Origin of the sequence: Ruegeria sediminis (assembly GCF_005938215.1) — a bacterium.
GTDB lineage: Bacteria > Pseudomonadota > Alphaproteobacteria > Rhodobacterales > Rhodobacteraceae > Ruegeria > Ruegeria sediminis.
In genome coordinates, this window is sequence record NZ_VCPD01000005.1 from 258,682 (window position 1) to 281,690 (window position 23,009).

Annotated in this window: 21 protein-coding genes; 11 read left to right on the plus strand and 10 right to left on the minus strand. The window is 63.8% G+C overall.

Annotated elements, in window-relative coordinates; translation table 11 throughout:
* Positions 1 to 37: 37 nt before the first annotated feature.
* From FGK63_RS15480 to FGK63_RS20800, 3 genes are read right to left on the minus strand one after another with little or no spacing between them, the layout of a single operon-like run.
* On the minus strand, positions 38 to 982 hold the full coding sequence (locus tag FGK63_RS15480; protein ID WP_138843949.1) for a site-specific tyrosine recombinase XerD: 945 nt from the start codon (positions 980 to 982) through the stop codon (positions 38 to 40).
* Positions 983 to 984: 2 nt separating this feature from the next.
* The gene (locus FGK63_RS15485) at positions 985 to 2,505 is read right to left on the minus strand and encodes a hypothetical protein (protein WP_138843849.1); all 1,521 of its coding nucleotides are present in this window, start codon (positions 2,503 to 2,505) and stop codon (positions 985 to 987) included.
* On the minus strand, positions 2,495 to 2,644 hold the full coding sequence (locus FGK63_RS20800; protein ID WP_171052670.1) for a hypothetical protein: 150 nt from the start codon (positions 2,642 to 2,644) through the stop codon (positions 2,495 to 2,497). The genes FGK63_RS15485 and FGK63_RS20800 overlap by 11 nt, the downstream gene beginning before the upstream one ends.
* Positions 2,645 to 2,723: 79 nt before the next feature.
* Between FGK63_RS20800 and FGK63_RS15490 the strand changes: the two genes are divergently transcribed.
* Both FGK63_RS15490 and aroB read left to right on the plus strand, forming a co-directional pair.
* Complete coding sequence (locus FGK63_RS15490) at positions 2,724 to 3,311, plus strand: shikimate kinase (RefSeq protein WP_138843851.1); 588 nt, start codon at positions 2,724 to 2,726, stop codon at positions 3,309 to 3,311.
* A complete protein-coding gene (gene aroB / locus FGK63_RS15495) occupies positions 3,312 to 4,424 on the plus strand; it encodes a 3-dehydroquinate synthase (RefSeq protein ID WP_138843853.1) in 1,113 nt (370 codons plus the stop codon). It begins immediately after the preceding gene.
* An 11-nt stretch (positions 4,425 to 4,435) separates the two neighbouring features.
* Here aroB and FGK63_RS15500 read toward each other — a convergent pair whose 3' ends face one another.
* Both FGK63_RS15500 and ssb read right to left on the minus strand, forming a co-directional pair.
* Positions 4,436 to 5,506 carry a site-2 protease family protein gene (locus tag FGK63_RS15500; RefSeq protein ID WP_138843855.1) on the minus strand — a complete coding sequence of 357 codons (1,071 nt, stop codon included), beginning with the start codon at positions 5,504 to 5,506 and terminating at the stop codon, positions 4,436 to 4,438.
* 18 nt (positions 5,507 to 5,524) lie between these two features.
* Positions 5,525 to 6,013, minus strand: coding sequence for a single-stranded DNA-binding protein (gene ssb / locus FGK63_RS15505; RefSeq protein WP_138843857.1), 489 nt, complete (start codon positions 6,011 to 6,013; stop codon positions 5,525 to 5,527).
* Between the two features lie 203 nt (positions 6,014 to 6,216).
* Between ssb and FGK63_RS15510 the strand changes: the two genes are divergently transcribed.
* Positions 6,217 to 6,795 (plus strand): lytic transglycosylase domain-containing protein, encoded by a 579-nt coding sequence (locus FGK63_RS15510; RefSeq protein ID WP_138843859.1) that lies wholly within the window; start codon positions 6,217 to 6,219, stop codon positions 6,793 to 6,795.
* A gap of 104 nt (positions 6,796 to 6,899) precedes the next feature.
* On the opposite strand, the gene FGK63_RS15515 is transcribed toward FGK63_RS15510, so the two are convergent.
* From FGK63_RS15515 to FGK63_RS15530, 4 genes are all read right to left on the minus strand, one after another.
* On the minus strand, positions 6,900 to 8,987 hold the full coding sequence (locus tag FGK63_RS15515; RefSeq protein WP_138843861.1) for a dipeptide ABC transporter ATP-binding protein: 2,088 nt from the start codon (positions 8,985 to 8,987) through the stop codon (positions 6,900 to 6,902).
* Between the two features lie 95 nt (positions 8,988 to 9,082).
* Entirely contained in the window at positions 9,083 to 10,297 is a 1,215-nt protein-coding gene (locus FGK63_RS15520; protein ID WP_138843863.1) for an ABC transporter permease, read from the minus strand.
* Positions 10,298 to 10,314: 17 nt separating this feature from the next.
* On the minus strand, positions 10,315 to 11,361 hold the full coding sequence (locus FGK63_RS15525) for an ABC transporter permease (protein WP_138843865.1): 1,047 nt from the start codon (positions 11,359 to 11,361) through the stop codon (positions 10,315 to 10,317).
* Between the two features lie 137 nt (positions 11,362 to 11,498).
* On the minus strand, positions 11,499 to 13,169 hold the full coding sequence (locus FGK63_RS15530) for an ABC transporter substrate-binding protein (protein WP_138843867.1): 1,671 nt from the start codon (positions 13,167 to 13,169) through the stop codon (positions 11,499 to 11,501).
* Between the two features lie 149 nt (positions 13,170 to 13,318).
* Here FGK63_RS15530 and FGK63_RS15535 point away from each other — a divergent pair, with 149 nt between their 5' ends.
* Positions 13,319 to 13,516, plus strand: a complete 198-nt coding sequence (locus tag FGK63_RS15535) for a hypothetical protein (RefSeq protein WP_138843869.1) — start codon at positions 13,319 to 13,321, stop codon at positions 13,514 to 13,516.
* Here FGK63_RS15535 and miaA read toward each other — a convergent pair whose 3' ends face one another.
* Complete coding sequence (gene miaA / locus FGK63_RS15540; protein WP_246044050.1) at positions 13,517 to 14,407, minus strand: tRNA (adenosine(37)-N6)-dimethylallyltransferase MiaA; 891 nt, start codon at positions 14,405 to 14,407, stop codon at positions 13,517 to 13,519.
* 98 nt (positions 14,408 to 14,505) lie between these two features.
* Between miaA and pyrH the strand changes: the two genes are divergently transcribed.
* The 7 genes from pyrH (at position 14,506) to FGK63_RS15575 (ending at position 22,980) form a co-directional block, all read left to right on the plus strand.
* Positions 14,506 to 15,255, plus strand: a complete 750-nt coding sequence (gene pyrH / locus FGK63_RS15545) for a UMP kinase (protein ID WP_138843873.1) — start codon at positions 14,506 to 14,508, stop codon at positions 15,253 to 15,255.
* A 223-nt stretch (positions 15,256 to 15,478) separates the two neighbouring features.
* Positions 15,479 to 17,098, plus strand: a complete 1,620-nt coding sequence (locus FGK63_RS15550; protein WP_138843875.1) for a BCCT family transporter — start codon at positions 15,479 to 15,481, stop codon at positions 17,096 to 17,098.
* A 292-nt stretch (positions 17,099 to 17,390) separates the two neighbouring features.
* Positions 17,391 to 18,617, plus strand: a complete 1,227-nt coding sequence (locus FGK63_RS15555; protein ID WP_138843877.1) for an aminotransferase class V-fold PLP-dependent enzyme — start codon at positions 17,391 to 17,393, stop codon at positions 18,615 to 18,617.
* Positions 18,618 to 18,665: 48 nt separating this feature from the next.
* Entirely contained in the window at positions 18,666 to 20,102 is a 1,437-nt protein-coding gene (locus tag FGK63_RS15560; RefSeq protein WP_138843879.1) for a cryptochrome/photolyase family protein, read from the plus strand.
* Between the two features lie 61 nt (positions 20,103 to 20,163).
* A complete protein-coding gene (locus FGK63_RS15565; protein ID WP_138843881.1) occupies positions 20,164 to 21,372 on the plus strand; it encodes an SAM-dependent methyltransferase in 1,209 nt (402 codons plus the stop codon).
* A 15-nt stretch (positions 21,373 to 21,387) separates the two neighbouring features.
* The gene (locus tag FGK63_RS15570; RefSeq protein WP_138843883.1) at positions 21,388 to 21,828 is read left to right on the plus strand and encodes a TrgA family protein; all 441 of its coding nucleotides are present in this window, start codon (positions 21,388 to 21,390) and stop codon (positions 21,826 to 21,828) included.
* A gap of 30 nt (positions 21,829 to 21,858) precedes the next feature.
* Positions 21,859 to 22,980 (plus strand): NUDIX domain-containing protein, encoded by a 1,122-nt coding sequence (locus FGK63_RS15575; RefSeq protein WP_138843885.1) that lies wholly within the window; start codon positions 21,859 to 21,861, stop codon positions 22,978 to 22,980.
* The last annotated feature ends 29 nt before the right edge of the window (positions 22,981 to 23,009 follow it).

Here is a 23,009-nt window from a genome sequence, read left to right on the forward strand (position 1 = left end):
GATCGTTATGGGGTCGGCGGTCAAACCGATCAAGGGGTTAGCCTTTGTTCTTGGCCAACGGATGATGCTCGAGCACCAGTTCGGACAGGCGTTCGTCGAGAACATGGGTGTAGATTTCAGTGGTCGCCACGTCGGCGTGGCCCAGCAGCGTCTGGATCGAGCGCAGATCGGCCCCGTTCGCCAGCAGGTGCGTCGCAAAGGCATGGCGCAGGGTGTGCGGCGTCACCTTGTCGGGCGACAACCCGCCGGTGACGGCCAGTTCCTTGATCAGAAGATAGAAGCGGTGGCGCGTCAGATGGCCGGACTTGCCGCGCGAGGGGAAGAGATATCGCGACGCCTGACCGCCATTGGAAACGACCTCGGCTTCGGCTTCGTCCCGGGTCCTGAGCCAGGCCGCAAGGGCGTCCCGCGCGGGCGGCGACAGCGGCACCATGCGCTCTTTCCCGCCCTTGCCGAGAATGAGCAGCATCCGGGGATCGCCGCGGGCGGAGGAGACGGGCAGGGACACCAGTTCGCTTACCCGCATCCCCGTGGCATAGAGAAGTTCCATCAGGCAGGTGTTGCGAAGGCGGTCCGACGGCGTGCGCCCGGTGGTGCGCGCGGCCTGGAGAAGGCGGTCAACCTCGACCACCTCGAGGGTCTTGGGCAGGCGTTTCTCGCGGCCCGGACCCTTGATCTGTATGGCCGGGTTGGTGTCGCGCCAGCCTTCCTCGAAGGCGAAGCGGTATAGCTGCTTGATGGCCGAGAGCCGCCGCGCCCGCGTCGAGCGCGCCAGCCCCTGCGCGTCGCAGGCGATCAGGTAGGCTTCGACCTGATCCCGGTCGGCGGCGCCGAGATCCGATTTCTTGCGCGCGAGCCAGCCGGCAAAATCCTTGAGGTCGCGCCCATAGGCGAGAAGCGTGTTGTTCGCAGCCCCGAGTTCGGCGGCTTGCGCTTCGAGAAAGGTGGAAATCCAGAGATCCTGAGTGGCCGGCCCGCGCATCATCAGGCCCCGTTCAGGATCAAGAGTTGCAGCGCCGCGCGGCGGGCGGTGTCTTCCAGCCCCACGTTGCGGAAGGTGGCCAGCGCGCCGGTCAGGTCGACGAGGTTGCCGCGCGCGCCGTGGGCGAACAGCTGCATGGTGGTAAGGATAGCCTCGCCCAACTGGCCCTTGTCGAGCAGCGCACGTATGTCGGGGGGCACCTGCGCGCCCCAGGCAAAACCCTCGGAGATCGCGTCAGCCATGGGCGACGGGGACAATCCGCGCCCGGGCTCGCCCTTGGCCAGAGCCGCGAGGAACAAGTTGGCCTGCGAGTCGTCCGGCGGCGAGGCCGCGGCCTGTTCGTAGCGGTCCGACAGCAGCAAAACCCGCCAGCGCAGGTTCTCGGCCGCCTTCGACGGCAGACGTTGCGGGGCAAGCCGTTCGGCGAAAAGCTCGGCAAAGGGAACTTCGAGTCCGGCGGCAGTCATGGCCTCCCAGACCGGGGGCAGCGTCTTGGCGATGGCGGCGGGGTTTTCCATCGACAGGGCGGTTTCGAACCGCTGCACGGCAGAGACCCGGTCCCACACGCCGCCGGAGGCCGCCGGCTCGCGTTCGGTGTAGAGACCGAGCAGCTGGTTCGGGGTCAGCGCACCGATGCGGGTCAGGCGTTCTGCCGCCTCGATCTGCGCCTTCCAGCCAGCCACGTCGCGCAGGTCGGCGGTGGCGAAGGATCGCGGCAGCGATGCGGTCGGCAGGCGCTCTCCGATCGTTTCGAACAGGCGGAAGGTCAGCGGATCGGGGTGTTCCGGCTGCGGCAGCGGCGGCGCGTCTTCGAACAGGTCGGGGCTGAGGTATCTGTCCAGCAGATCCAGCTCTTCCTGCGACAGCAGTTCAAGGGCCAGCGCGGCCTCGAGCGTCAGGGCGGCGGATTCCCAGTCGCCCCGCCGGGCCTTGCAGAAAATCTGCGCCGGATAGTCCTGCGAGAGGTGCGGCTGGGCGATCAGCGCCGAGCAGCTGCGATCCTCGTCGCCGGTGAGCAACGTCGCGTCGAACCAGCGCGCGAAGCGTTCACGCGAGTCGGTGGGGCCGGCAAGCTGGACCAGCGACTGCGCCGGGTCCGTCGCGCCAAGCTGCATCAGCCGGTCGAGCCGCGCCAGCAGCAGCGTCTCGCGGGCGCCGGGGCCGGTCGGGGCGCGCGCTTCGGAAAGCAGAAGCGTGAACATCAGGCGTTGCATCGCGGGGTTGTCGCGAACCGGGGTGCGCGCGATAAGCTGCGCCAGATGTTCGGGGTCGCTGCCCCGCCACATGTCCACCGGCAGGCCCGTGACGGTCGTTGAAACCAGTCCCAGCGGCGGCGACAGGTCTTCCAGCGGCGTCACCACAACCTCGGGACGCGAGCCGGTCTCGGTGACCGGCGGTTCCAGCAGCACGGTTCCCGGCAGGTTCTGCGGCGGTTCGTTCAGCCAGTCGATCGCGGACAGCGGTTGCTGCGCCGCAGCCGGGCCGGTCAGGCACAGCGCGACCAGCGCCGTTCTAGTCAACATCCAACGTCACCGGTTGGCGGACTTCGCTCTGCGGTGCGGAAAAGTCGACGCCGAAGAACGGCCCGAGATAGGCGTACCCGACAAGCCCGATGAAACTCAGGCATACGAGATAGACGAGAAATTTGATCAGACGGCCCATTGCCTCACGCTGCCTCATTTTGATCTTTTGACCAAGTTATAACTGGCAATTTTCCCAAGATCACGTCATTCACGGAGGAATGAGCGAAATTAAGCATAACTCCCGCCCGGCCGCCGGGTCGCAGGCCTGGAAGCTGCACAAAACGGTGGTGATGGTGGGCATGATGGGCGCCGGAAAGACCGCGGTGGGCCGGGCGCTGGCCGCGCGCCTCGGGGTTCCGTTCCTCGACAGCGACGCCGAGATCGAATCGGCGGCCAACATGACGATCCCGGAAATCTTCGCCCGCGACGGCGAGCCGTTCTTCCGGAAGAAGGAAAGCCAGGTGATCCGGCGTCTTCTGGACGAGGAGCGGGGGATCCTTTCGACCGGCGGCGGCGCGTTTCTTTCGGCCGAAAACAGGCGCATGATCTCGGAACGCGGCGTCGCCGTGTGGCTTCGGGCGGATCTGAACGTGCTGTGGAACCGGGTCCGCCACAAGGACACGCGGCCCCTGCTGCGCACGCCCGATCCCCATGCGACGTTGCGCGCGCTGTATGAGGCGCGAGTGCCGGTCTATGCCGAAGCCGATCTGACCGTGGACTCGGATTCCGAGACCACGATCGAGAGGATGGTTGACCGGGTTCTGGCCGCGCTCGAGACGCGGCCGGACGTGTTGGAACGGAATTAGATGCATCAGACCGTACATGTCGCCCTGGGCGAACGCTCTTACGACGTCGAGATCGGGCCGGATCTGCTGGCCGAGGCCGGAGCGCGCATCGCGCCCTTGCTGAAACGGCCACGGGTGGCCGTCCTGACCGATGAAACCGTGGCGGGGCTGCACCTGGAGGGCTTGCGCGCCGGGCTGGCCGCGGCCGGGATCGACATGGTGTCGCTGGCATTGCCAGCCGGCGAGGCCACTAAAAGCTGGCCGCATTTCGAGCGCGCGGTCGAGTGGTTGTTGGCCGAGAAGGTCGAACGCCGCGACGTGGTGGTCGCCCTTGGCGGCGGCGTGATCGGCGATCTGGCCGGGTTCGCGGCGGCGGTACTGCGGCGCGGGGTGCGTTTCGTGCAGATCCCGACCTCGCTGCTGGCGCAGGTCGACAGTTCGGTCGGCGGCAAGACCGGGATCAACGCGCCGCAGGGCAAGAATCTGATCGGCGCGTTTCATCAGCCTTCGCTGGTGCTGGCGGATACTTCGGTGCTTGGCACGCTGACGGCGCGGGATTTTCTGGCCGGATACGGCGAAGTGGTCAAATACGGGCTGCTGGGAGATGCCGGTTTCTTTGACTGGCTGGAAGTGAACGGCCCGGCGCTGGCGCGCGGCGACATGTCGGCGCGGGTGCAGGCAGTGACGCGCTCGGTGCAGATGAAGGCTGATATCGTGGCCCGGGACGAGACCGAGCAGGGGGACCGGGCGCTTTTGAACCTTGGCCACACGTTCTGTCACGCGCTCGAGGCGGCGACGGGCTATTCCGACCGCCTGCTGCATGGCGAAGGCGTGGCGATCGGCTGCGCGTTGGCTTTCGAGCTTTCGGCCCGTCTGGGTCTGTGTTCGCAGGAAGATCCCAGCCGGGTCCGCGCGCATCTCAAGGCGATGGGGATGAAGACCGATCTGGCCGACATCCCGGGCGAGTTGCCGGGCGCCGAGGCGTTGGTCGAGTTGATGGCGCAGGACAAGAAGGTGGTCGACGGCCAGCTTCGTTTTATCCTGGCGCGCGGAATCGGGCAGGCCTTCGTGACCTCGGACGTCCCGCGAGAGGCGGTTCTTTCGGTGCTTGAGGATGCGCTGGCAACCTGTTGAAAATTGGTGGTTCAGCGGCCGCGGATCACCATCAGCTCACCGATGTTCTCGCGGGTGATGTAGCCTGCCATCCGCCCGCTTTCGGTGCAAACGGCGATGGCGGGCGCGCCCTTGTGCAGCGCGTCGAGCACGGTTTCCAGACCAGAGGTCAGCGATACGCGCGGAATATCGGTGTCCATGACGGTGAGCGCCGATTCCGACCGCGGGTGTTCCCCGGCGAGGGCGGCGAAGAGCCGGCCGCGAGTGACGAAACCCAAAAGCTGGCCGGCTTCGTCCAGAACCGGGAACTCGTGCTGGGTGGTGTGGATGACGGCCTGGGCCGCGGTGTTCAGGGTGTCGGCGGGCGACAGCGACTCGAAGGTGGTGATCATCGCGTCGCGCGCCAGAACCCGGCGCGCGACGGCGCGCATGGCGACATCCTGGCTTTCGGCGTTGGCGGCTATGAACACGAACACTGCAATCAGGATCAGCAGCGGGTTGCCCGAGCTTAGCCCGAGGAAGCCGAACACCACGGCGACCATCTGGCCGGCCGAGGCCGCGACACGGGTCGCCTTGACCCGGTCCATGCGCAGGCACAGAAGCGCCCGGAACACCCGGCCTCCGTCCATCGGAAAGGCGGGGATCATGTTGAACACCGCCAGGAACAGGTTGACGTAGGCCAGCCGGGTGAGGAGGTCGATCCGGGCCGAGTCGATCTGCGCCAGCGAATCCAGGTTGGTGCCGGCGCCAAACGTCACCAGGATCACCCAGATGACCACGTTGACCGCCGGTCCGGCGAGGGCGACCAGCACCTCCTGGATCGGGTTTTCCGGCATCCGTTCCAGCCGGGCCAGTCCGCCGATGGGAAGCAGCGTGATGTCGGGTGTGCGAATGCCGTAGCGGCGGGCCATCAGGGCGTGGCCGAATTCATGCGCGACCACGCAGGCGAAGATCGCCAGAACAAAAACGATGTTCTCGACCGCGGCGGGCCAGCCGCCTTCGGAAAACGCTGCGAACCCGACCCAGGCCAGCAGCAGGAAAAAGGTGACATGGACCCTCAGTTCCGACCCGAACAGGCGGCCGAGCGAGAAGGACCATGTCATGTCATGCCTCCATGGGGATCAGAACGGGATCTCGTCGTCGTCGATCCCGCTGGACGCCGTCGCAGGCGCACTGCGGTAAGGGTCGTCGCGCGGGCCGCTGTCATAGCCGCCGCCGGACTGCCCGCCGCCGTATCCGCCGCCGCTGCCGCCCTCGCCGCGACTGTCGAGCAGGGTCAACTCGCCGCGATAGGGGCGCAGGACGACTTCGGTGGTGTAACGGTCCTGGCCCGACTGGTCCTGCCATTTGCGGGTTTCCAGCTGTCCTTCGATATAGACCTTGGAGCCCTTGCGCAGATACTGCTCGGCGATCCGCGCCAGCGGTTCCGAGAAGATCGCGACCGAATGCCATTCGGTCCGTTCCTTGCGCTCGCCGGTGTTGCGGTCTTTCCAGGTCTCGGAAGTGGCGATGCGCAGGTTGCAGACCTTGCCGCCGTTCTGGAACGATCGCACCTCGGGATCGCGGCCCAGGTTTCCGACCAGAATGACTTTGTTGACTGAGCCAGCCATGTGTTTCCCCGTTCTTTTGTCTCGATGCATCCCGAATCTGAGCGATCCGTCCACGTGACCCTATACGGCCTGCGCCATGGTTAAAACACCGTTCCTGCGGGACCGATAAGCCACGCTTGGCCGGCCCGGAGACCGGCGCACTTTCATTTCGATCGGAAAACAATATAATCGCTGCTGGGGGTTTAGAAAGCAGGTCTGTTCGCATGCGAGTGCTCGTCGGTGGTTTTGCGTTGGTTTCCCTTGTCTTGGTGTCCGTACCAGTGCAGGCGGACATGCTGTCATCCAAGGCCCGCAGGGACCTTTTCCGCAATCAGGCCAAGGTGTTGGATACCCGCGCCGCCACCCAGTACAAGGATTCCGAGCGGCTGAAACCCAAGTCCGCAGAACGCGGGTTCGAGAAGCGTTATTCCGGCAAGTATCGCGGTCAGTACCTTGAATTGGCCCGAAACGCGGCGCGCATGTACAACGTGCCCGAAGAACTGTTCCTGCGCCTTGTGCAGCAGGAATCCGGCTGGAATCCACATGCCGAGTCGCACAAGGGGGCTTTGGGTCTGGCGCAGCTCATGCCGCAGACCGCCCGTCTGCTGGGCGTAAACCCGCACGATCCGAAAGAGAACCTGGAAGGCGGCGCGCGCTACCTGTCCTGGCAGTACCGCAAGTTCAAGTCGTGGCGCCTGGCGCTGGCGGCCTACAATGCGGGTCCCGAAGCCGTGGTAAAGCATGGCGGCGTGCCGCCCTACAAGGAAACGCAGAACTACGTCCGGGTCATCTGGGGCAGCTGAACGGGCCGTTCATCAAGATGGTCCCGCGTATTCCAACATCTTCAAATGCCGCCTGAAAAAAGGGCCGGTGCAGGACCGGCCCTTTGTCGCAACATGTGCAGCTGTCACTCGGCCGCGATCTTGATGACGGGCTCCATCGCGGCGAGGATCTCGTCGGCCAGGTGGCACTTGACCTGATGCCCCTCGGCCACCGTCTTGAACGGCGGCACTTCGGTATCGCACAGATTGCCCGGCACCTGCGATTTCCAGCGGCAGCGGGTCTGGAACGGACAGCCCGGCGGCGGGTTCATGGCCGATGGGATGTCGCCTTCGAGCACGATATGCTTTTTCTCGACCGAAGTGTCCGCGATCGGCACGGCCGAAAGCAGGGCTTCGGTATAAGGGTGGTAGGGGGGCGAGAACACCTGATCGGTGGTCCCGAGCTCGACCACATGGCCCAGATACATCACCATCACCCGGTCGCTCAGGTAGCGCACGATGGACAGGTCGTGGCTGATGAACAATAGTGTCGTCTTCTTCTTGCGCTGGATCTCCATCAGCAGGTCGGTGACCGCGGCCTGCACCGACACGTCGAGCGCCGAGACGGGTTCGTCCGCAACGACGATCCGGGCGTCCCCGGCAAAGGCGCGGGCGATGCCGACGCGCTGTTTCTGCCCGCCGGAAAGCTGGCGCGGCATCCGCTCGGCAAAGGCGCGCGGCAGTTTCACCAGATCGAGCAGTTCCAGCATCCGCTGTTTGCGCTCGGCCTCGGATTTTCCGACGCCGAAGATCTCGAGCGCGCGGATGATCTGGCGGCCCACGGTCATCGACGGGTTCAGCGTGTCGAAGGGGTTCTGGAACACCATCTGCACTTCGCCCACGGTCTTGGCGTCGCGCTCTTCGATCGGCACCTGTTCGATGTTGCGGTTGTCCAGCAGGATCTGCCCGTCGGTCGCCGTCTCCAGCCCCATCAGCACCTTGGCGAAAGTGGACTTGCCGCAGCCGGATTCGCCCACGATGGCGAGGGTTTCGGATTCATGCGCCTCGAAACTCAGGGTTTCGTTTGCCTTCACCACCTTCTTCTGACCGCCGCCGAACAGCGCGTTGGCCGCGACCTCGTAGTATTTCTTGAGGTTCTCCATCTTGAGGACGACCTTGCCGATTTCGCCCTTCTCCTTCTGCGCGGCCAGCGTCAGCGGCGCGTTCCAGTCGATCTCGCGGAACCTCAGACACCGGGTCTGGTGCCGGTCGTTGCCCGGAACGGATTCCATCAGGATGTCCTGGGCGTCGCAGCGTCCCGCCTCGAAATAGTCGCAGCGCGGCCCGAAGTTGCAGCCGGGCGGGCGTTCGTGGGGCAGGGGGAAGTTGCCGGGAATCGCCACCAGCGGGCGCGAGTTCTTGTCGGCGCCGGGCAGCGGGATCGAGCGGAACAGCGCCTGAGTGTAGGGGTGCTGCATCTCGTCGAACACGTCCTTGATCGAGCCGCGTTCAACCGCCTCGCCGGAATACATCACGCAGAGCCGGTCGCAGGTTTCCAGAACCAGCCCGAGATTGTGCGAGATGAACAGCATCGAGGTGCCGTATTTCTTGCCCAGATCCTTGACCAGTTCCACGACGGCGGCTTCGACTGTCACGTCGAGCGCGGTGGTGGGTTCGTCAAGGATCAGCAGGGCGGGCTTCGACATCAGCGCCATGGCGATGACGATCCGCTGCTGCTGCCCGCCGGAAAGCTGGTGCGGGAACGAATTCAGCATCCGCTCGGGGTCGGGCAGGCGCACGTCGGTCACCACTTCCAGCGCCCGTTTGTAGGCTTCCTCCTTGCTGACGCCCTCGTGGATCATCGGCACTTCCATCAGCTGCTTGCCGATTTTCATCGCCGGGTTCAGCGAGGCCATCGGTTCCTGATAGATCATCGCGATCTCGTTGCCGCGGATGTCGCGCAATTCCTCGGCGCTCAGCGTGCTCAGGTCGCGGCCCTTGAACTTGATGGTGCCGCCGACGATGCGGCCGTTCTTGCCAAGGTCCTGCATGACGCCAAGCGCCACGGTGGACTTGCCGCAGCCGGATTCGCCCACGAGGCCCACCGCCTCGCCCGGCTGTACGCTGACCGAGAAGTCCATCACCGCCGGGATCTCCCGCAGCCGGGTGAAGAAGGAAATCGACAGCTTGTCGATCTCCAGGATCGGGCCGTCATAGTCCGCGAGTTTGCTCATTTTCTTGCTCCCAGACGAGGTCGGGCGCGTACCCGTCTTCATCTTTTCGAAAATACTCCGGGGGTCCGGGGGCAGAGCCCCCGGCCTCGATCACATCAGTCCTTCAGGCTTTCCTCGCGCAACCCGTCCGCCAGCAGGTTCAGGCCCAGCACCAGCGACAGCAGCGCCAACGCGGGCGGCAGCGCGGGATGCAGGTAGATCGACAGAAGCTTGCGCCCCTCGTTGATCGTCGAACCCCAGTCCGGGCTTTCCGGCGGCAGGCCGAGTCCGAAGAAACCCAAGGTTCCCAGCAGGATGGTCGTGTAGCCGATGCGCAGGCAGAAATCGACGATCAGCGGCCCGCGCGCGTTGGGCAGGATCTCCCACAGCATGATGTACCAGGGGCCTTCGCCCCGGGTCTGGGCTGCGGCCACGTAGTCGCGGGTCTTGATGTCCATGGCAAGGCCCCGAACGATACGGAACACGGTGGGCGAGTTCACGAAGACCACCGAGACGAACACCACCAGGATGCCGCCCGGCACGTCGAACGGATCCAGCACGCCGGGCAGGCCCGGGATCGAATAGGTCTTGGTGCTGATGATGTAGCCGCCCGTCGAGATCATCGCCAGGTATAGCCAGATGGCGGTGCCCAGCACTCCGATCAGCAGGGGGGTGCGGAAATTCGGGCGCGTGAAGTAGCGCGAGTTCAGCAGCACCCCGAGGAAGACGATCGGGAAGACGAACAGCACTGCCGCCATGTAGCTTGGCACGCCGGTTTCGATGATCTCGGGCGTCACCAGCAGGTAGAACAGCAGGATCACCGGGAAGGCCAGGATCAGGTTGGCGAGGAAGGACAGGAAAGTGTCCAGCCGGCCGCCGTAATACCCGGCGGGCAGCCCGAGGGTGATGCCGACCATGAAGGCGAACAGCGTCGCCAGAGGCGCGATCTGCACCACGATCCAGGCGCCCTTGATCATGCGGCTGAACACGTCGCGCGCCAGGTTGTCGCCGCCCAGCAGGTACCAGGGGTACTCGCCCGCCTCGGCGCCGGGGACCGGAGTTCCGGGAACCTTGTTCTTCATGCCCGAAACCTGCGTCAGCGGGTCATGGGTCACGATCAGGTCCATGGCTCCGAAGATGCCGGTGAAGACCCAGAACATCACCAGGCCAAAGCCGATCATTCCGATGGGGCTGTCGAACAGCTTGCCGTAAAGGCCGAGGCGCCGCTTGAAGGCCAGGGACAGGGCGAAGAGCAGCAGCAGCGCGATCCAGACCGACGAGAACTGGTAGAGGATGCGCAGGGTGATCTGAAATCCGTTGAGAGGTTCCATGTCTTGATTCTCCTCTCTTACGAAATGCGGATGCGCGGGTTGAGGTAGACATAGCCGATATCCGAGATCAGCTGCGTTACCAGAACCACGATGACGGACACGACCGAGATCGCCAGCAGCAGCTGGATGTCGTTGTTCTCGGCCGCCTGCACCAGCGCCCAGCCGAAGCCCTTGTAGTTGAACAGGGTCTCGACGATCACCACGCCGTTGAGCAGCCATGGGAACTGCAGCATGATGACGGTGAACGGCGCGATCAGCGCGTTGCGCAGGGCGTGTTTCATCACGATGTTGGGAAACGAGACGCCCTTGAGGCGCGCGGTGCGGATGTATTGCGCGGTCATCACCTCGGTCATCGAGGCGCGGGTCATCCGGGCGATGTAGCCCATCCCGTAAAGCGCGATGGTCAGCACCGGCAGAAAGAAATTCTCGAAGGTCGGGTTGTCCATCGCCTGCGTTGCCGTGCCCTTGAACCATTTCAGGCCCACCGTGGACGATGCGAAGATGGCGATGAAGACCACGCCCGAAACGTATTCCGGCGTCGCGGTCGTGATGATCGAGAAGGTCGAGAGCGACCGGTCCATGACCGTCCCCTCGCGCATTCCCGCCAGCACGCCGACCAGCAGCGCCGAGGGCACCATCAGGACCAGAACCCAGAACATGAGATAGCCGGTGTTGCCGAGGCGTTTGGCCACGATCCCGCCGACCTCGTCCTTGAACACCGTCGAATACCCCCACTCGCCCTGCAGGATGCCGCAGAAGTTCGGAGTTTCTTCCTTGGTTTGTCCGGGCCTGACGCAGGTGCCGACGAATTGTCCGTCATCCAGCGTCTTGGAGAAACCCGGAGCCACACCCAGCCATTGTCCGTATTTGACCAGCATTGGCTGCCGGTAGCCCCGGTTCTCGAGCCAGGCCGAGACCTGTTCGTCGGACATCCGCTGGTTGCCCTGCGTTTTCGCGAGCTTTTCCAGGTTGGGGTAGAGGTTGGTCAGAAAGAAGACAACGAACGTAAGACATAATGCCGTCAACAGCATCACGCCGAACCGTCGGAGGATGAATAGTCCCATGATGGCCCCTGTTGTTCTGGTGTTCCGCAGATCATTGGACCGTTTTTTGGCCTCTGATGGCCGGCAATGCGCCGGAGTGTCTGCGGCTGGATCGGGGCGCCCTGCGCGGGCGCCCCGGATGTCTTTTCAGCCGGAGGTCAGGCCGCCCAGCCCCACTTGTAGTGGTGGTGTTCGAAGGCCACGTGCATGTCAGTGTTCACGAGACCTTCCTTCATGTGGCGGTAAAGCGCGCGCCAGTACGGCTGGCAGGTCACGCCTTCCTCCTGGATCAGCGCGGCGCCCCTTGCGGCAACCTCGCGGCGCTTGTCCGCGTCGGCGATGGCCAGCGCCTCGTCGAGGATCGCGTCGAAATCCGGGTTCGACCAGCCGAATTCGTTCCAGGCTTCGCCCGAACGATAGGCCAGCGCCCAGATCTGCACGCCCAGCGGACGGTGGTTCCAGTTCGTGGAGCTGTAGGGATATTTCACCCAGTCGTTCCAGAAGGTGCTGCCCGGCAGAACCGTACGCTTGACCTTGATGCCCGCGTCGCGCAGCTGCGCGGCGACGGCGTCGGTGGTGTTGCGGCGCCAGTCGTCGTCGATCGAGATGATCTCGTGCTCGAAATCGGCCAGGCCGGCTTCTTCGATCAGCTTCAGGGCAGCCGCCGGATCGTGGGTCTGCGGCGGCAGTTCCGGGTATTCCGGATGGATCGGGCCCATGTGGTGGTTTTCGGCGACAGCGCCGCGTCCGCCATAGCCCAGTTCCAGGCAGACAGCGTTGTCCACGGCCATCTGCAGCGCCTGGCGGACACGCTTGTCGGCATAGGGCTTTACCCCGTCCACTTCGGCGAGCTGGTTCGGGCGGATGACGATGGTGCTCATGGTCACCACTTCGGACTTCACGTAGCCGAGGCCATCCATCACGTCGATGAACTCGCCCACGGATTCGTGAAGCATGTCGACCTCGTCCGATTCCAGCGCCGCCAGCCATGCCGACGGGTCGGTGCCGTAGTCAATGTACTCGATGCGGTCCAGCGCCGGACGGCCAAACACGGCCTCGCCCCACCATTCGTGATCCTCGTTGCGGACGAGGGTGCATTTCACGCCCACTTCCAGCTCTTCGATCAGGTAGGGGCCGGTGCCGACATTGTTCAGCAGGTCGGTTTCGCTGAACGAGCTGTGCACGACCGCGGAGGGGTAGTCCGACATGCCCGCGATCAGCGAGATGTCCGACTTTGGCAGGTTCAGCTTGACGGTGTGGCTGTCCACCACCTCGATCCCGCCCTCGATAGCCTGGCCGGTGTCGGCATCGACCAGCGTCGCGAAACGGCCGGCCATCGAGTTGGTTTCCGAACTCTTGTCGCACCAGCGCGCGATGTTGCGGGCCACGTCTTCGGCGGTGAAGTCGTCACCGTTGTTCCATTTGACGCCTTGACGCACCTTGAGCGTGTACTCGGTTGCGTCCTCGTTGATCTCCCAGCCTTCCAGAAGAATGCCGCGGAACGTCCCGTCCGAGTTGTATTCGACCAGGTATTCGAGGGTGCCGCGGGTCTGGTTGCCCATTTCCGACCAGTCGTAGGTGCGCGGATCCTTCAGGCCGCGGACCTGGGCCTGGACGCGCAGGGTGCCGCCCTCTTGCTTGGCGGCGTCGCTCTGGGCATTGGCGGGCGTCGGCAGGCCGATCATTCCATAGGCGGCGGCTGCGGTCACGCCAAGGCTTGTGGCGCGGGTCAGGAACTCGCGCCGGCTCAGTTTGCCGTCCCGATACTCCTGGGCGTGCATCTTGGCTGCCCAGTGTACCGGTGCTCCGGTCATTGTCTCATTGGTCATGAATGTCTCCCTGTGACACTTGTGTTATTGGAGGAGGGTTTCAGATCGGCCGTCGGACGTCAAACGCCCTTCGCTGCGCCGCCTGCGATTCATATGGATTTTACACATCCCCATCGCGAATATTCCGCATCAGATTTTCCGTCACGTCAATGATCGGAATCGTCATCGATGGCACAAAAACGACATTGACGCTGAAAAATGATGCCTTGATTTTGCAGCGTTTTTTTCGCAACGGCGGGCAGCATTTCGGCCGGTTCAGCGGTCTGGAACCCGGTCGCGCGCGCGGTTTCTCAGGACCGGAGATGGTGTTTCGGCCGCGTAAAAAACCGTATCAGATTTCGAAATAGTTAAAACAAATTAATGTGATGCCAGGATTTCATCCGCGCGCGGAACCAGGTTCGCTGCCGTTTGGCGAATTGTCTCGTCGCGATTCGTGCCCGATCCCGCGCCTCATCCAGGGTCGCTTCGCCGTTCAGGTAGGCCATCAGTTCCGGCACGCCGATCGCCTTGCACGAGGGCAGGGCCGGATCGTAGCGGTCGCGCATGGCCGCCACCTCGTCCAGGGCCCCCTGTTCGAGCATCTGGTCGAAGCGGTTGGTGATGCGGTCCAGCAGCCAGGACTTGTCGACGTCGAAGACCAGCGGAACCGCCTGGCTCAGCGGCAGGGCGGGGGGCGGCGTGTCGGCCTGCCAGTCGGCCAGCGGCCGACCGGTGGCACGCTGCACCTCCCAGGCGCGCTGGACCCGGGCGCGGTTGAGCGTATCGATGCCGCGGGCGGTCGCCGCGTCGATGCCCGCCAGCAGATCGGCGTGGGACATCGCATCCGCTTCGGCCCTGACTGCGGCGGGTGTGGGCGGGATTTCGGCCATGCCTTCGGTCAGGGCGGTGAAGTATAGGCCGGTTCCACCCACGATGATCGGCCTCGGTCCGTCCGAGAGAAGGGGAACGGCCTCGCGCAGCCAGTGGCCGGTCGAATAGGTCGCGTCGTAGGGGACGTGGCCGTAGAGGCGATGCGGCGCGCGGGCTTCGTCCTTGGCGGTCGGGCGGGCAGTGATGATGCGCCAGCAGTCGTAGATCTGACTGGCATCGGCATTGACGATCGCGCCGCCATGTCGCTCGGCGATCTCGAGCGCCAGGGCGGATTTCCCCGAGGCGGTCGGCCCGGCGATCAACACCGGTTTGTCGGCGGGAATGGGCGGCAGACCGTCCAGCAACCGGGTCGCAGTGCTTGCATTCATGGGCGATTGCCTTGTTCCGAACCATCCCGCATTGAACCTGCCGGGCTTTTGCTTCATTTTGCGCCGGAAAATAAACCTGTGCCGCAGCGGAGCGCAACATGACCACTTCCCTTTCCCCAGTCCCCAAGGAACAGCCCCAGACCAAGTTCAAGCGGGTCATGCTCAAGATATCGGGTGAGGCGCTGATGGGGGATCAGGGATTCGGCCTGCATCCGCCGACGGTCCAGCGCATCGCCGCCGAGGTGAAATCGGTGCATGATCTGGGCGTCGAGATCTGCATGGTCATCGGCGGCGGCAACATTTTCCGCGGCCTGTCGGGCTCGGCGCAGGGGATGGAGCGGACGACCGCCGATTACATGGGAATGCTGGCGACGGTCATGAACGCCCTCGCCATGCAATCCGCGCTGGAAGGGCTTGGCGTCTTTACCCGCGTGATCTCGGCCATTCCGATGGATCAGGTCTGCGAGCCCTACATCCGCCGCCGCGCCGTGCGTCACCTGGAAAAGAAGCGGGTCTGCATCTTTGCCGCCGGGACGGGCAACCCCTATTTCACCACCGACACCGCCGCGACGCTGCGCGCCAACGAGATGAGCTGCGAGGCGATCTTCAAGGGCACCAAGGTGGACGGCGTCTATGACAAGGATCCGGTCAAGTTCGACGACGCGAAACGCTATGACACCGTCAGCTATGACGACGTTCTGACCAAGCGCCTCGGGGTGATGGACGCCTCGGCCATCGCGCTGGCGCGCGACAACAACCTGCCTATCATCGTGTTCTCGCTGGACGAGCCCGGCGGTTTCCGCGGCATCCTGGCCGGAGAGGGGACCTATACAAAGGTTCAGGGCTGAGTCACCTTTAAAACATGGGTTTTTGGCCGAGGCGCCTGGCGCTTCGGCCATTTTTGTTTGTCCACTTCGGGTTGAACCGCGGCGGCACCCTTAAGGCTGCAGGCGGCCTGGATGGGAAACTTTCCCCGAGGTCGGATTCGGAGAACATTGGGTCTATTTTATCGCGCTGTCGATTCCTTCCTTGCCCGAATAGGAGGCAACAAAACAAGGAAGAGGAGGGACAATGTCCGACAATGTGGAAGCCGGCTACGAGGCCGGTCCGGATGCCGTGGAAACCGAGTATGAGGTCGGGCAGGACAACGTTCAGATCTTGGGTCTGGATGTTCACAATCCGGTATTCGGAATTTCAGCACTGACCATCATAGCGTTCGTGTTCTTTTCGCTGGTGTTTCGTGAGCAGTCGACCGAATTCTTTGAATGGCTGCGCCCGACGCTGACCAGCAAGTTCGACTGGGTGTTCATGATCGCGTGCAACATCTTCGTCGTGTTCTCGCTGCTGCTGATCGTGACGCCCTATGGCTCGATCCGGCTGGGCGGCGAGGATGCCAAGCCGGATTACAGCTATGCGGGCTGGTTCTCGATGCTGTTTGCCGCAGGCATGGGGATCGGACTGGTGTTCTGGGGCGTTGCCGAGCCGATTTCGCACTACGGATCCTCGCTGGGCGGCGTGGCCGTGGGCGAGGGTGGCGTGCGGACCGACTGGGCGCCGCTGGGCGCGGGTCTGGGCGACACCGAAGCCTCCAAGGATCTGGCGATGGCCGCCACCATTTTCCATTGGGGGCTGCACCCCTGGGCGATCTACGCGGTCGTGGCGCTGGCGCTTGCCTTCTTCAGCTTCAACCGTGGCCTGCCGCTGACCATGCGCTCGGTCTTTTACCCGATCTTCGGAGAGGCGACCTGGGGCCCGCTGGGGCATATCGTCGACGTTCTGGCCGTGTTCGCCACCATCTTTGGCCTGGCGACATCCCTGGGGCTTGGCGCGACGCAGGCGCTGGCCGGACTGAACTACCTGTTCGACGTCCCGGTGACGGACGGAATGAAGGTGTTGCTGATCATCCTGATCACCGCCATCGCGCTGATTTCGGTGGTTGCGGGGCTGGACAAGGGGGTGAAGCGCCTTTCCGAGATCAACATGGTTCTTGCCGCAGCGCTGCTGATCCTCGTGCTGATCGTCGGTCCGACCGTCGCGATCCTGACCGGGTTCTTCAACGGCCTCGTGGATTACGTCGTCGCGCTGCCCGCCTTGTCCAACTGGGTCGGCCGCGAGGATACCAACTTCCTGCAGGGCTGGACGGCCTTCTACTGGGCCTGGTGGATATCGTGGTCGCCTTTCGTCGGCATGTTCATCGCGCGCATTTCGCGCGGGCGCACCGTGCGGGAGTTCGTCACTTGCGTGATCCTGATTCCGACGGTCGTCGGCGCGCTATGGATGAGCGTCTTCGGCGGCACCGCTCTGGATCAGGTGATGTCGGGCACCGGCCAGGGCCTGTCGGACGCGGCGCTGGAGTTGAAGATGTTCAAGATGTTCGAAGCCTTCCCGCTGGCCGGTCTGCTGTCCTTCGTCGGCATCATCCTGGTGGTGATCTTCTTCGTCACCAGTTCCGACTCGGGCTCGCTGGTGATCGACACCATCACCGCCGGCGGCAAGACCGACGCGCCCACAGCGCAGCGCGTGTTCTGGTGCGTGCTGGAAGGCGCGATCGCCGTCGTGCTGCTGCTGGGCGGAGGGCTTGGCGCCCTTCAGGCGGCCGCCATCGCGACCGGTTTCCCGTTTGCAATCGTGCTGGTCCTGATGTGCGTGTCGATCTTCATCGGGCTTGCCCGCGAAAAACGCCGGAGCTAACCTGAGCCGGCAATCGGTTGGAAAGGCCCCGGATCGCCTCCGGGGCCTTTTTCGTTGCCCCGCCGCAATCGGTATCGACATGCCGGCGGATCAGCGTCTTGACCCTGTCCCGCGCCGTCGGCACATTGCCGGTGTCCCGGCCGTTCCAATCCGGTCTGCAGGGCTGCCGACGTTCCCTCACTCCTGTGCGGGGCCGCGGCTCGGCTGGAAGACCTGCCATGTTTTCGGAGATGTCCGGACCATGTGCGGGCATCGATCCGAGCCGTTGAGCATGATTGAGGAGAGACGCGTCATGAGCACCTTGGACATAGACTTCGTTCGGGCCCAGTTCCCGGCTTTCGCCGCACCGACGCTGCAGGGGCAGGCGTTCTTCGAGAACGCGGGCGGGTCCTACACTTGCAAGCCGGTGATCGACCGCCTGACCCGGTTCTACACCCAGCGCAAGGTTCAGCCTTATTCGCCCTACGAGGCCAGCCGTCTGGGCGGCGAGGAAATGGACGAGGCCCGCGCGCGAATGGCGGCGCTGCTGGGCGTTGCGACCGACGAACTGAGCTTTGGTCCATCAACGACGCAGAACACCTATGTTCTGGCGCAGGCCTTCCGCGGCTGGCTGCAGCCCGGCGAGGCGATCGTGGTCACCAACCAGGATCACGAGGCCAATTCGGGCCCGTGGCGGCGCTTGGCCGGGGACGGGATCGAGATACGCGAGTGGAAGATCGACCCGGATACAGGCGCGCTCGATCCGCTGGACCTCGAGGAACTGCTGGACGAGAGGGTCCGGCTGGTGTGCTTTCCCCATTGCTCGAACGTCGTGGGCGAGATCAACCCGGTGACCGAGATCACGGCCATCGCTCATGCCGCAGGCGCCTTCGTCTGCGTGGACGGGGTGTCCTATGCGCCGCACGGGTTTCCGAATGTCGGTGATCTTGGCCCGGACGTCTACCTGTTCTCGTCCTACAAGACCTATGGCCCCCATCAGGGCTGCATGGTGATCCGCCGAAATCTTGGAGAATTGCTGCCGAACCAGGCGCATTTCTTCAATGGAGACGTGCTTTACAAGCGGTTCACGCCCGCGGGTCCGGATCATGCGCAGATCGCTGCAAGCGCGGGCATGGCGGATTACGTGGATCTGCTGTGCGACCACCACGGCGGACCGACCTCGGGCGCCGCCGAGCGCGGAGCGTTCGTGCATGACCTGATGCGGGCGCATGAGGTCAAGCTGCTGCAGCCGCTGCTGGACGCGGTTAAGGACCGGAACGAGGTGCGGCTGATCGGCCCCTCGGACGCGAACCGGCGGGCGTCGACGGTGGCCTTGTCGCTTTCCCAGCCGGCCGAGCCTGTTGCGGCCGAGCTTGCCAAGTTCGGGATCATGGCGGGCGGCGGCGATTTCTATGCCGTCCGGCCGTTGCAGGCCATGGGCGTCAATCCTGAAAAAGGCGTGCTGCGGCTGAGCTTTACGCATTACACCTCGGAGGCGGAGATGGACCAGCTGCTTGGGGCGCTTGACCGCGTTTTGTGATCCGTTGTCGTTGCCGCGCCGTATCGCGGGAAAAGACGAGAGGCACGGATGAAAGCGGATAACGCACCCATCATTTTCTGGTTCCGGCGCGACTTGCGCCTGTCCGACCATCCGGGCCTTGCGGCGGCCGCCGCCACGGGCAGGCCGGTGATCTCGGTTTTCATCCGCGACGAGGTGGTGGAGGCGCTTGGCGCCGCGCCGAAATGGCGGTTGGGGCTTGGGCTTGACGCGTTTGCATGCGCACTCCACGCGCGCGGTAGCCGGCTGATCCTGCGAAAGGGCAAAGCGTTGGAGGTGCTGCGCGATCTGGTTGACGAAACGGGGGCGGGTTCGGTCCATTGGACACGCGCCTATGACCCGGCGTCGATCGAGCGGGACAAGCGGATCAAGGCGGCGCTGAAGGAGGATGGGATCGAGGTTGCCTCATCCCCCGGACATCTTCTGTTCGAACCCTGGACCGTGGCGACGAAAGCGGGCGGGCCTTTCAAGGTGTATTCACCCTATTGGCGGGCGGTGCGGAGCCAGGAAGTGCCGGAGGCATCGACGGAACCAAGCCGTCTGATCCCGCCGGAAACCTGGCCTCGGACCGAGGACCCTGGCGATTGGGCGCTCGGCAGCGAAATGCGCCGGGGGGCGAGCGTTCTGAGGCCGCACGTACAGCCGGGAGAGGCTGCGGCCCGTGCGGCGCTTGACCACTTCGTTGATAAAAATGTGAACCGATATAAAGACTTGCGGGACAGACCTGATCTTGCGGTGACCTCGGGCCTTTCCGAGTACCTGTCGCTTGGAGAGATAGGTCCGCGAACGGTCTGGCATGCCGGAATGCGCGCAAGGGAAACCGGAGCACCCGGTGCCGAGGCTTTCTTGCGGCAGCTTGTCTGGCGCGAGTTCTCATATCACCTGATGTACCATTCCCCTTCGCTGCTCAACGGCAACTGGAGGCCGGAATGGGATGATTTTCCATGGAACACCGACGCCGATCATCCGAACGTGGCCGCATGGCGGCAGGCCGGGACAGGCATTCCCATGGTCGATGCCGGATTGCGCGAAATGTACGTGACCGGACGGATGCACAACCGGACCCGGATGATCGTCGCAAGTTACCTTACCAAGCATCTGATGACGCATTGGAAAATCGGGCTGGACTGGTTCGCCGACTGCCTGATCGACTGGGACCCGGCTGCGAACGCGATGGGCTGGCAGTGGGTGGCGGGATCGGGGCCGGACGCCGCCCCCTATTTCCGGATCTTCAATCCCGAGACGCAGGCCAAGAAGTTCGATCCGGACGGAGCCTATCGCCGACGCTGGATCGCGGAAGGTCAGGATGCGCCGCCGGAAACGGCGCTGAGCTATTTCGACGCCGTGCCCGAAAGCTGGGGGTTGCGCCCGGATGCGGAATACCCGCGTCCGGTCGTCGGTCTGGATGAGGGACGGCGGGTCGCCTTGTCGGCCTACGAAAGCCGCAGATGGCGGGTAACAAACTGAAAACTTGCCAGAAACCAATTCTGCGCCTAGCCTGAAACTGCTGCCGCATAGGGGAGAGCGGATGATCCTGACGACGACGGATGGGCAGGCCAACCTGCCTCGGTATTTCGCCCAGGTGATGAAGATGCTTGGCCGGATGGAGGCCGGGCGGCTGGACATCGCCTTGCCCGACGGGCGGGTGTTCCGCGCCGAGGGTCCGAAGCCGGGGCCGGTGGCGCGGGTCGACGTTCATGACGACGACGTGTTCGCGCGGCTGGTGCGGGAAGGCGATCTGGGCTTTTCCGACGCCTATGTCGAAGGAGAGTGGAGCACACCGGACCTGCGCGCCTTTATGGACCTGGTGAATCTGGAAAGCGAAACGGTTTATGACGATTTTCCCGGCCAGATGCTGATCCGCGCCTATGAACGGCTGAGATTCTGGCTGCATCGCAATCACAGGCAGCAGGCCAAGAGGAACATCTCGTACCACTATGATCTGGGGAACGATTTCTACGGTCTCTGGCTGGACGACACGATGACCTATTCCAGCGCCCTGTTCGAGACCGGGCAGGAGAGTCTGGAAAAGGCGCAGACCGCGAAATACGCCAGCCTGATCGACCAGATGGGCGCCCAGCCCGGCGATCACATTCTTGAAATCGGCTGCGGCTGGGGCGGGTTTGCGGAATATGCCGCCAAGGAGCGCGGGTTGCGGGTGACCGGCCTGACCATCAGTCAGGAGCAGTTCAGCTATGCCAGGCAACGGATTGAAAAAGCTAATCTTTCGGATCGTGTCGAGTTCAAGCTGCAGGATTACCGCGACGAACGGGGATCGTATGACGGCATCGCCTCGATCGAAATGTTCGAGGCCGTGGGGCAGAAATACTGGCCCGTCTATTTCGAGACCGTCCGGGACAGGCTGAAGCCCGGCGCGCGGGCCACGTTGCAGATCATCACGGTGGCGGACAGGCGGTGGGAGATCTACAGGAACGGGGTCGATTTCATCCAGAAGTACATCTTTCCCGGCGGCATGCTGCCCGCGCCCAGGATCCTGCGGCAACAGATCGAGCGGTCCGGGCTGGATTTCATCCGGTCCAAGGAATTCGGCAAGAGCTATGATCTGACCCTGCGCCGCTGGTACGAGACCTTCAACGACAAGTGGGACCAGATCGCGGAAATCGGGTTCGATGAGCGTTTCCGCCGCATGTGGAATTTTTATCTGACCTCATGCGGCGCCGCCTTTGACAGCGGCAACTGTGATGTGACACAGATCACAGTTGCCAGACCAAGTTAACGCCGGAAGACCCGAATGCCCACAGCCACACGACTAGTCGCCGCCTGCTGTCTTGCGCTGCTGGCCTTCATCGTTTCCGGACAGGTCATCGATCTTAGCCCCGAAGGGACCAATTTCGGTTACTTCACCTTTGTGAACATCGGGTTGGGGCTTGTCTGCGGCTGGATCGTCATGGGCAAGCGCGCCGGAAAGGGGACCACCGCGGCCATCAACAACGGTCTCACCGGCATGGCCGCGATGGTGTTCTGGGGGCTTTTCGTGCAGGGGTGCAACGAAATGTTCACCCTCGCGATGCGCCACCGGTATGACGGGCCGTTCGAAGCGTTGCTTGCGATCTTTCAGATCGGTGTGGAATTCGGGAAGGTCCTGCTTGAGCCGCATATCATCGTGACGCTGCTGGTCGGCGCCGTCCTGTCGGGCCTCGCAACCGAAGCGGCCTGGCGCCGGTGGCGCTGAGGCCGGACCTGCAAGGAAAGCCTGAATTTCGTGAGCACCCTGTTTTTCTACGGAACCCTGCGTTTTGCGCCGTTGCTGGAACTGGTTCTTGGGCGGCCGGCGGCGGAAATCGACCTGACGCCCGCCAAGCTTGTCGATCATGCGGTTCATGCCGTGCAGGACCAGGCCTTTCCGATGATCCTTGAGTCGCCCGGCCAGCAGGCCGACGGGCTGCTGGTGCGCGGGCTGAATGCCGAGGATATTGCCCGACTAGAATACTATGAGGGAGGATTCGACTACGATCTCGCGACGCGCACACTGACGCTGCCGGACGGTTCGCGGGCCGAGGCGGAGGTTTTCTTCCCGGAACCCGGTCTTTGGCAACCGGGAGAGCCCTGGTCCCTGGAGGCCTGGGCCGAGGCGTGGGGGGAGCTTACGCTGATTGCCGCAGAAGAGGTCATGTCGTTCTATGGACGCGTGGATGCGCAGCGGATCGCCCGCAGCTTTCCCGCCATCCGGATGCGCGCCTGGGCCCGCATCGCGGCGCGGAGCCGTGCGCGGGGCAACACTCGAGACGTGGCCCGGGATGTGATCGTTCATCGCCGCCATCATGCCTATGTGGACTATTTCGGCCTGGACGAGGTCGAACTGCAGCACCGGCAGCATGACGGCTCGATGGGGCCGGTGCTGAACCGCAACGCGCTGACGAACGGACAGGCGGCCGTGGTGCTGCCCTATGATCCGGTGCGGGACACCGTTCTGCTGATCGAACAGTTTCGCGCCCCGGTCTACATGATCGGCGATCCCGACCCTTGGACCTGGGAGGCCGTGGCCGGCATGATCGACCCCGGAGAATCGCCCGAGACCACCGCCTTTCGCGAAGCCGTCGAAGAGGCGCATGTCGAATTGCAGAGGCTTGAATTCGCGGGCGGGGCCTATTCTTCGTGCGGGTCGTCGACCGAATATGTTCATCTTTTTGTCGGTCTGGGCGATCTGACCGGGACGGTGACGAACGGCGGTGTGGACGGGGAAGGAGAGGATATACGCAGCCATATCCTGCCTTTCGAAGAATTCATGCAGTGGGTGGATGGCAACAGGATCAAGAGCCTGCAACTTTTGACGCTGGCCCATTGGCTGGCGCGGCACAGGGACCGGCTGCGCGGGCAGGCGTGATCCGCGGCGGACGTGCCATGACTGCTTGA

Excerpts from the sequence above, each read along its gene's own strand:
- FGK63_RS15535 (WP_138843869.1), top strand. The coding sequence starts at position 13,319 with ATGATCGGAATCGTCATCGATGGCACAAAAACGACATTGACGCTGAAA.
- miaA (WP_246044050.1), bottom strand. The coding sequence starts at position 14,407 with ATGAATGCAAGCACTGCGACCCGGTTGCTGGACGGTCTGCCGCCCATT.
- FGK63_RS15565 (WP_138843881.1), top strand. The coding sequence starts at position 20,164 with ATGATCCTGACGACGACGGATGGGCAGGCCAACCTGCCTCGGTATTTC.
- FGK63_RS15560 (WP_138843879.1), top strand. The coding sequence starts at position 18,666 with ATGAAAGCGGATAACGCACCCATCATTTTCTGGTTCCGGCGCGACTTG.
- FGK63_RS15530 (WP_138843867.1), bottom strand. The coding sequence starts at position 13,169 with ATGACCAATGAGACAATGACCGGAGCACCGGTACACTGGGCAGCCAAG.
- FGK63_RS15550 (WP_138843875.1), top strand. The coding sequence starts at position 15,479 with ATGTCCGACAATGTGGAAGCCGGCTACGAGGCCGGTCCGGATGCCGTG.
- aroB (WP_138843853.1), top strand. The coding sequence starts at position 3,312 with ATGCATCAGACCGTACATGTCGCCCTGGGCGAACGCTCTTACGACGTC.
- FGK63_RS15490 (WP_138843851.1), top strand. The coding sequence starts at position 2,724 with ATGAGCGAAATTAAGCATAACTCCCGCCCGGCCGCCGGGTCGCAGGCC.
- FGK63_RS15525 (WP_138843865.1), bottom strand. The coding sequence starts at position 11,361 with ATGGGACTATTCATCCTCCGACGGTTCGGCGTGATGCTGTTGACGGCA.
- FGK63_RS15510 (WP_138843859.1), top strand. The coding sequence starts at position 6,217 with ATGCGAGTGCTCGTCGGTGGTTTTGCGTTGGTTTCCCTTGTCTTGGTG.
- FGK63_RS20800 (WP_171052670.1), bottom strand. The coding sequence starts at position 2,644 with ATGGGCCGTCTGATCAAATTTCTCGTCTATCTCGTATGCCTGAGTTTC.
- FGK63_RS15570 (WP_138843883.1), top strand. The coding sequence starts at position 21,388 with ATGCCCACAGCCACACGACTAGTCGCCGCCTGCTGTCTTGCGCTGCTG.
- FGK63_RS15500 (WP_138843855.1), bottom strand. The coding sequence starts at position 5,506 with ATGACATGGTCCTTCTCGCTCGGCCGCCTGTTCGGGTCGGAACTGAGG.
- ssb (WP_138843857.1), bottom strand. The coding sequence starts at position 6,013 with ATGGCTGGCTCAGTCAACAAAGTCATTCTGGTCGGAAACCTGGGCCGC.
- FGK63_RS15520 (WP_138843863.1), bottom strand. The coding sequence starts at position 10,297 with ATGGAACCTCTCAACGGATTTCAGATCACCCTGCGCATCCTCTACCAG.
- FGK63_RS15555 (WP_138843877.1), top strand. The coding sequence starts at position 17,391 with ATGAGCACCTTGGACATAGACTTCGTTCGGGCCCAGTTCCCGGCTTTC.
- FGK63_RS15515 (WP_138843861.1), bottom strand. The coding sequence starts at position 8,987 with ATGAGCAAACTCGCGGACTATGACGGCCCGATCCTGGAGATCGACAAG.
- pyrH (WP_138843873.1), top strand. The coding sequence starts at position 14,506 with ATGACCACTTCCCTTTCCCCAGTCCCCAAGGAACAGCCCCAGACCAAG.
- FGK63_RS15480 (WP_138843949.1), bottom strand. The coding sequence starts at position 982 with ATGCGCGGGCCGGCCACTCAGGATCTCTGGATTTCCACCTTTCTCGAA.
- FGK63_RS15485 (WP_138843849.1), bottom strand. The coding sequence starts at position 2,505 with ATGTTGACTAGAACGGCGCTGGTCGCGCTGTGCCTGACCGGCCCGGCT.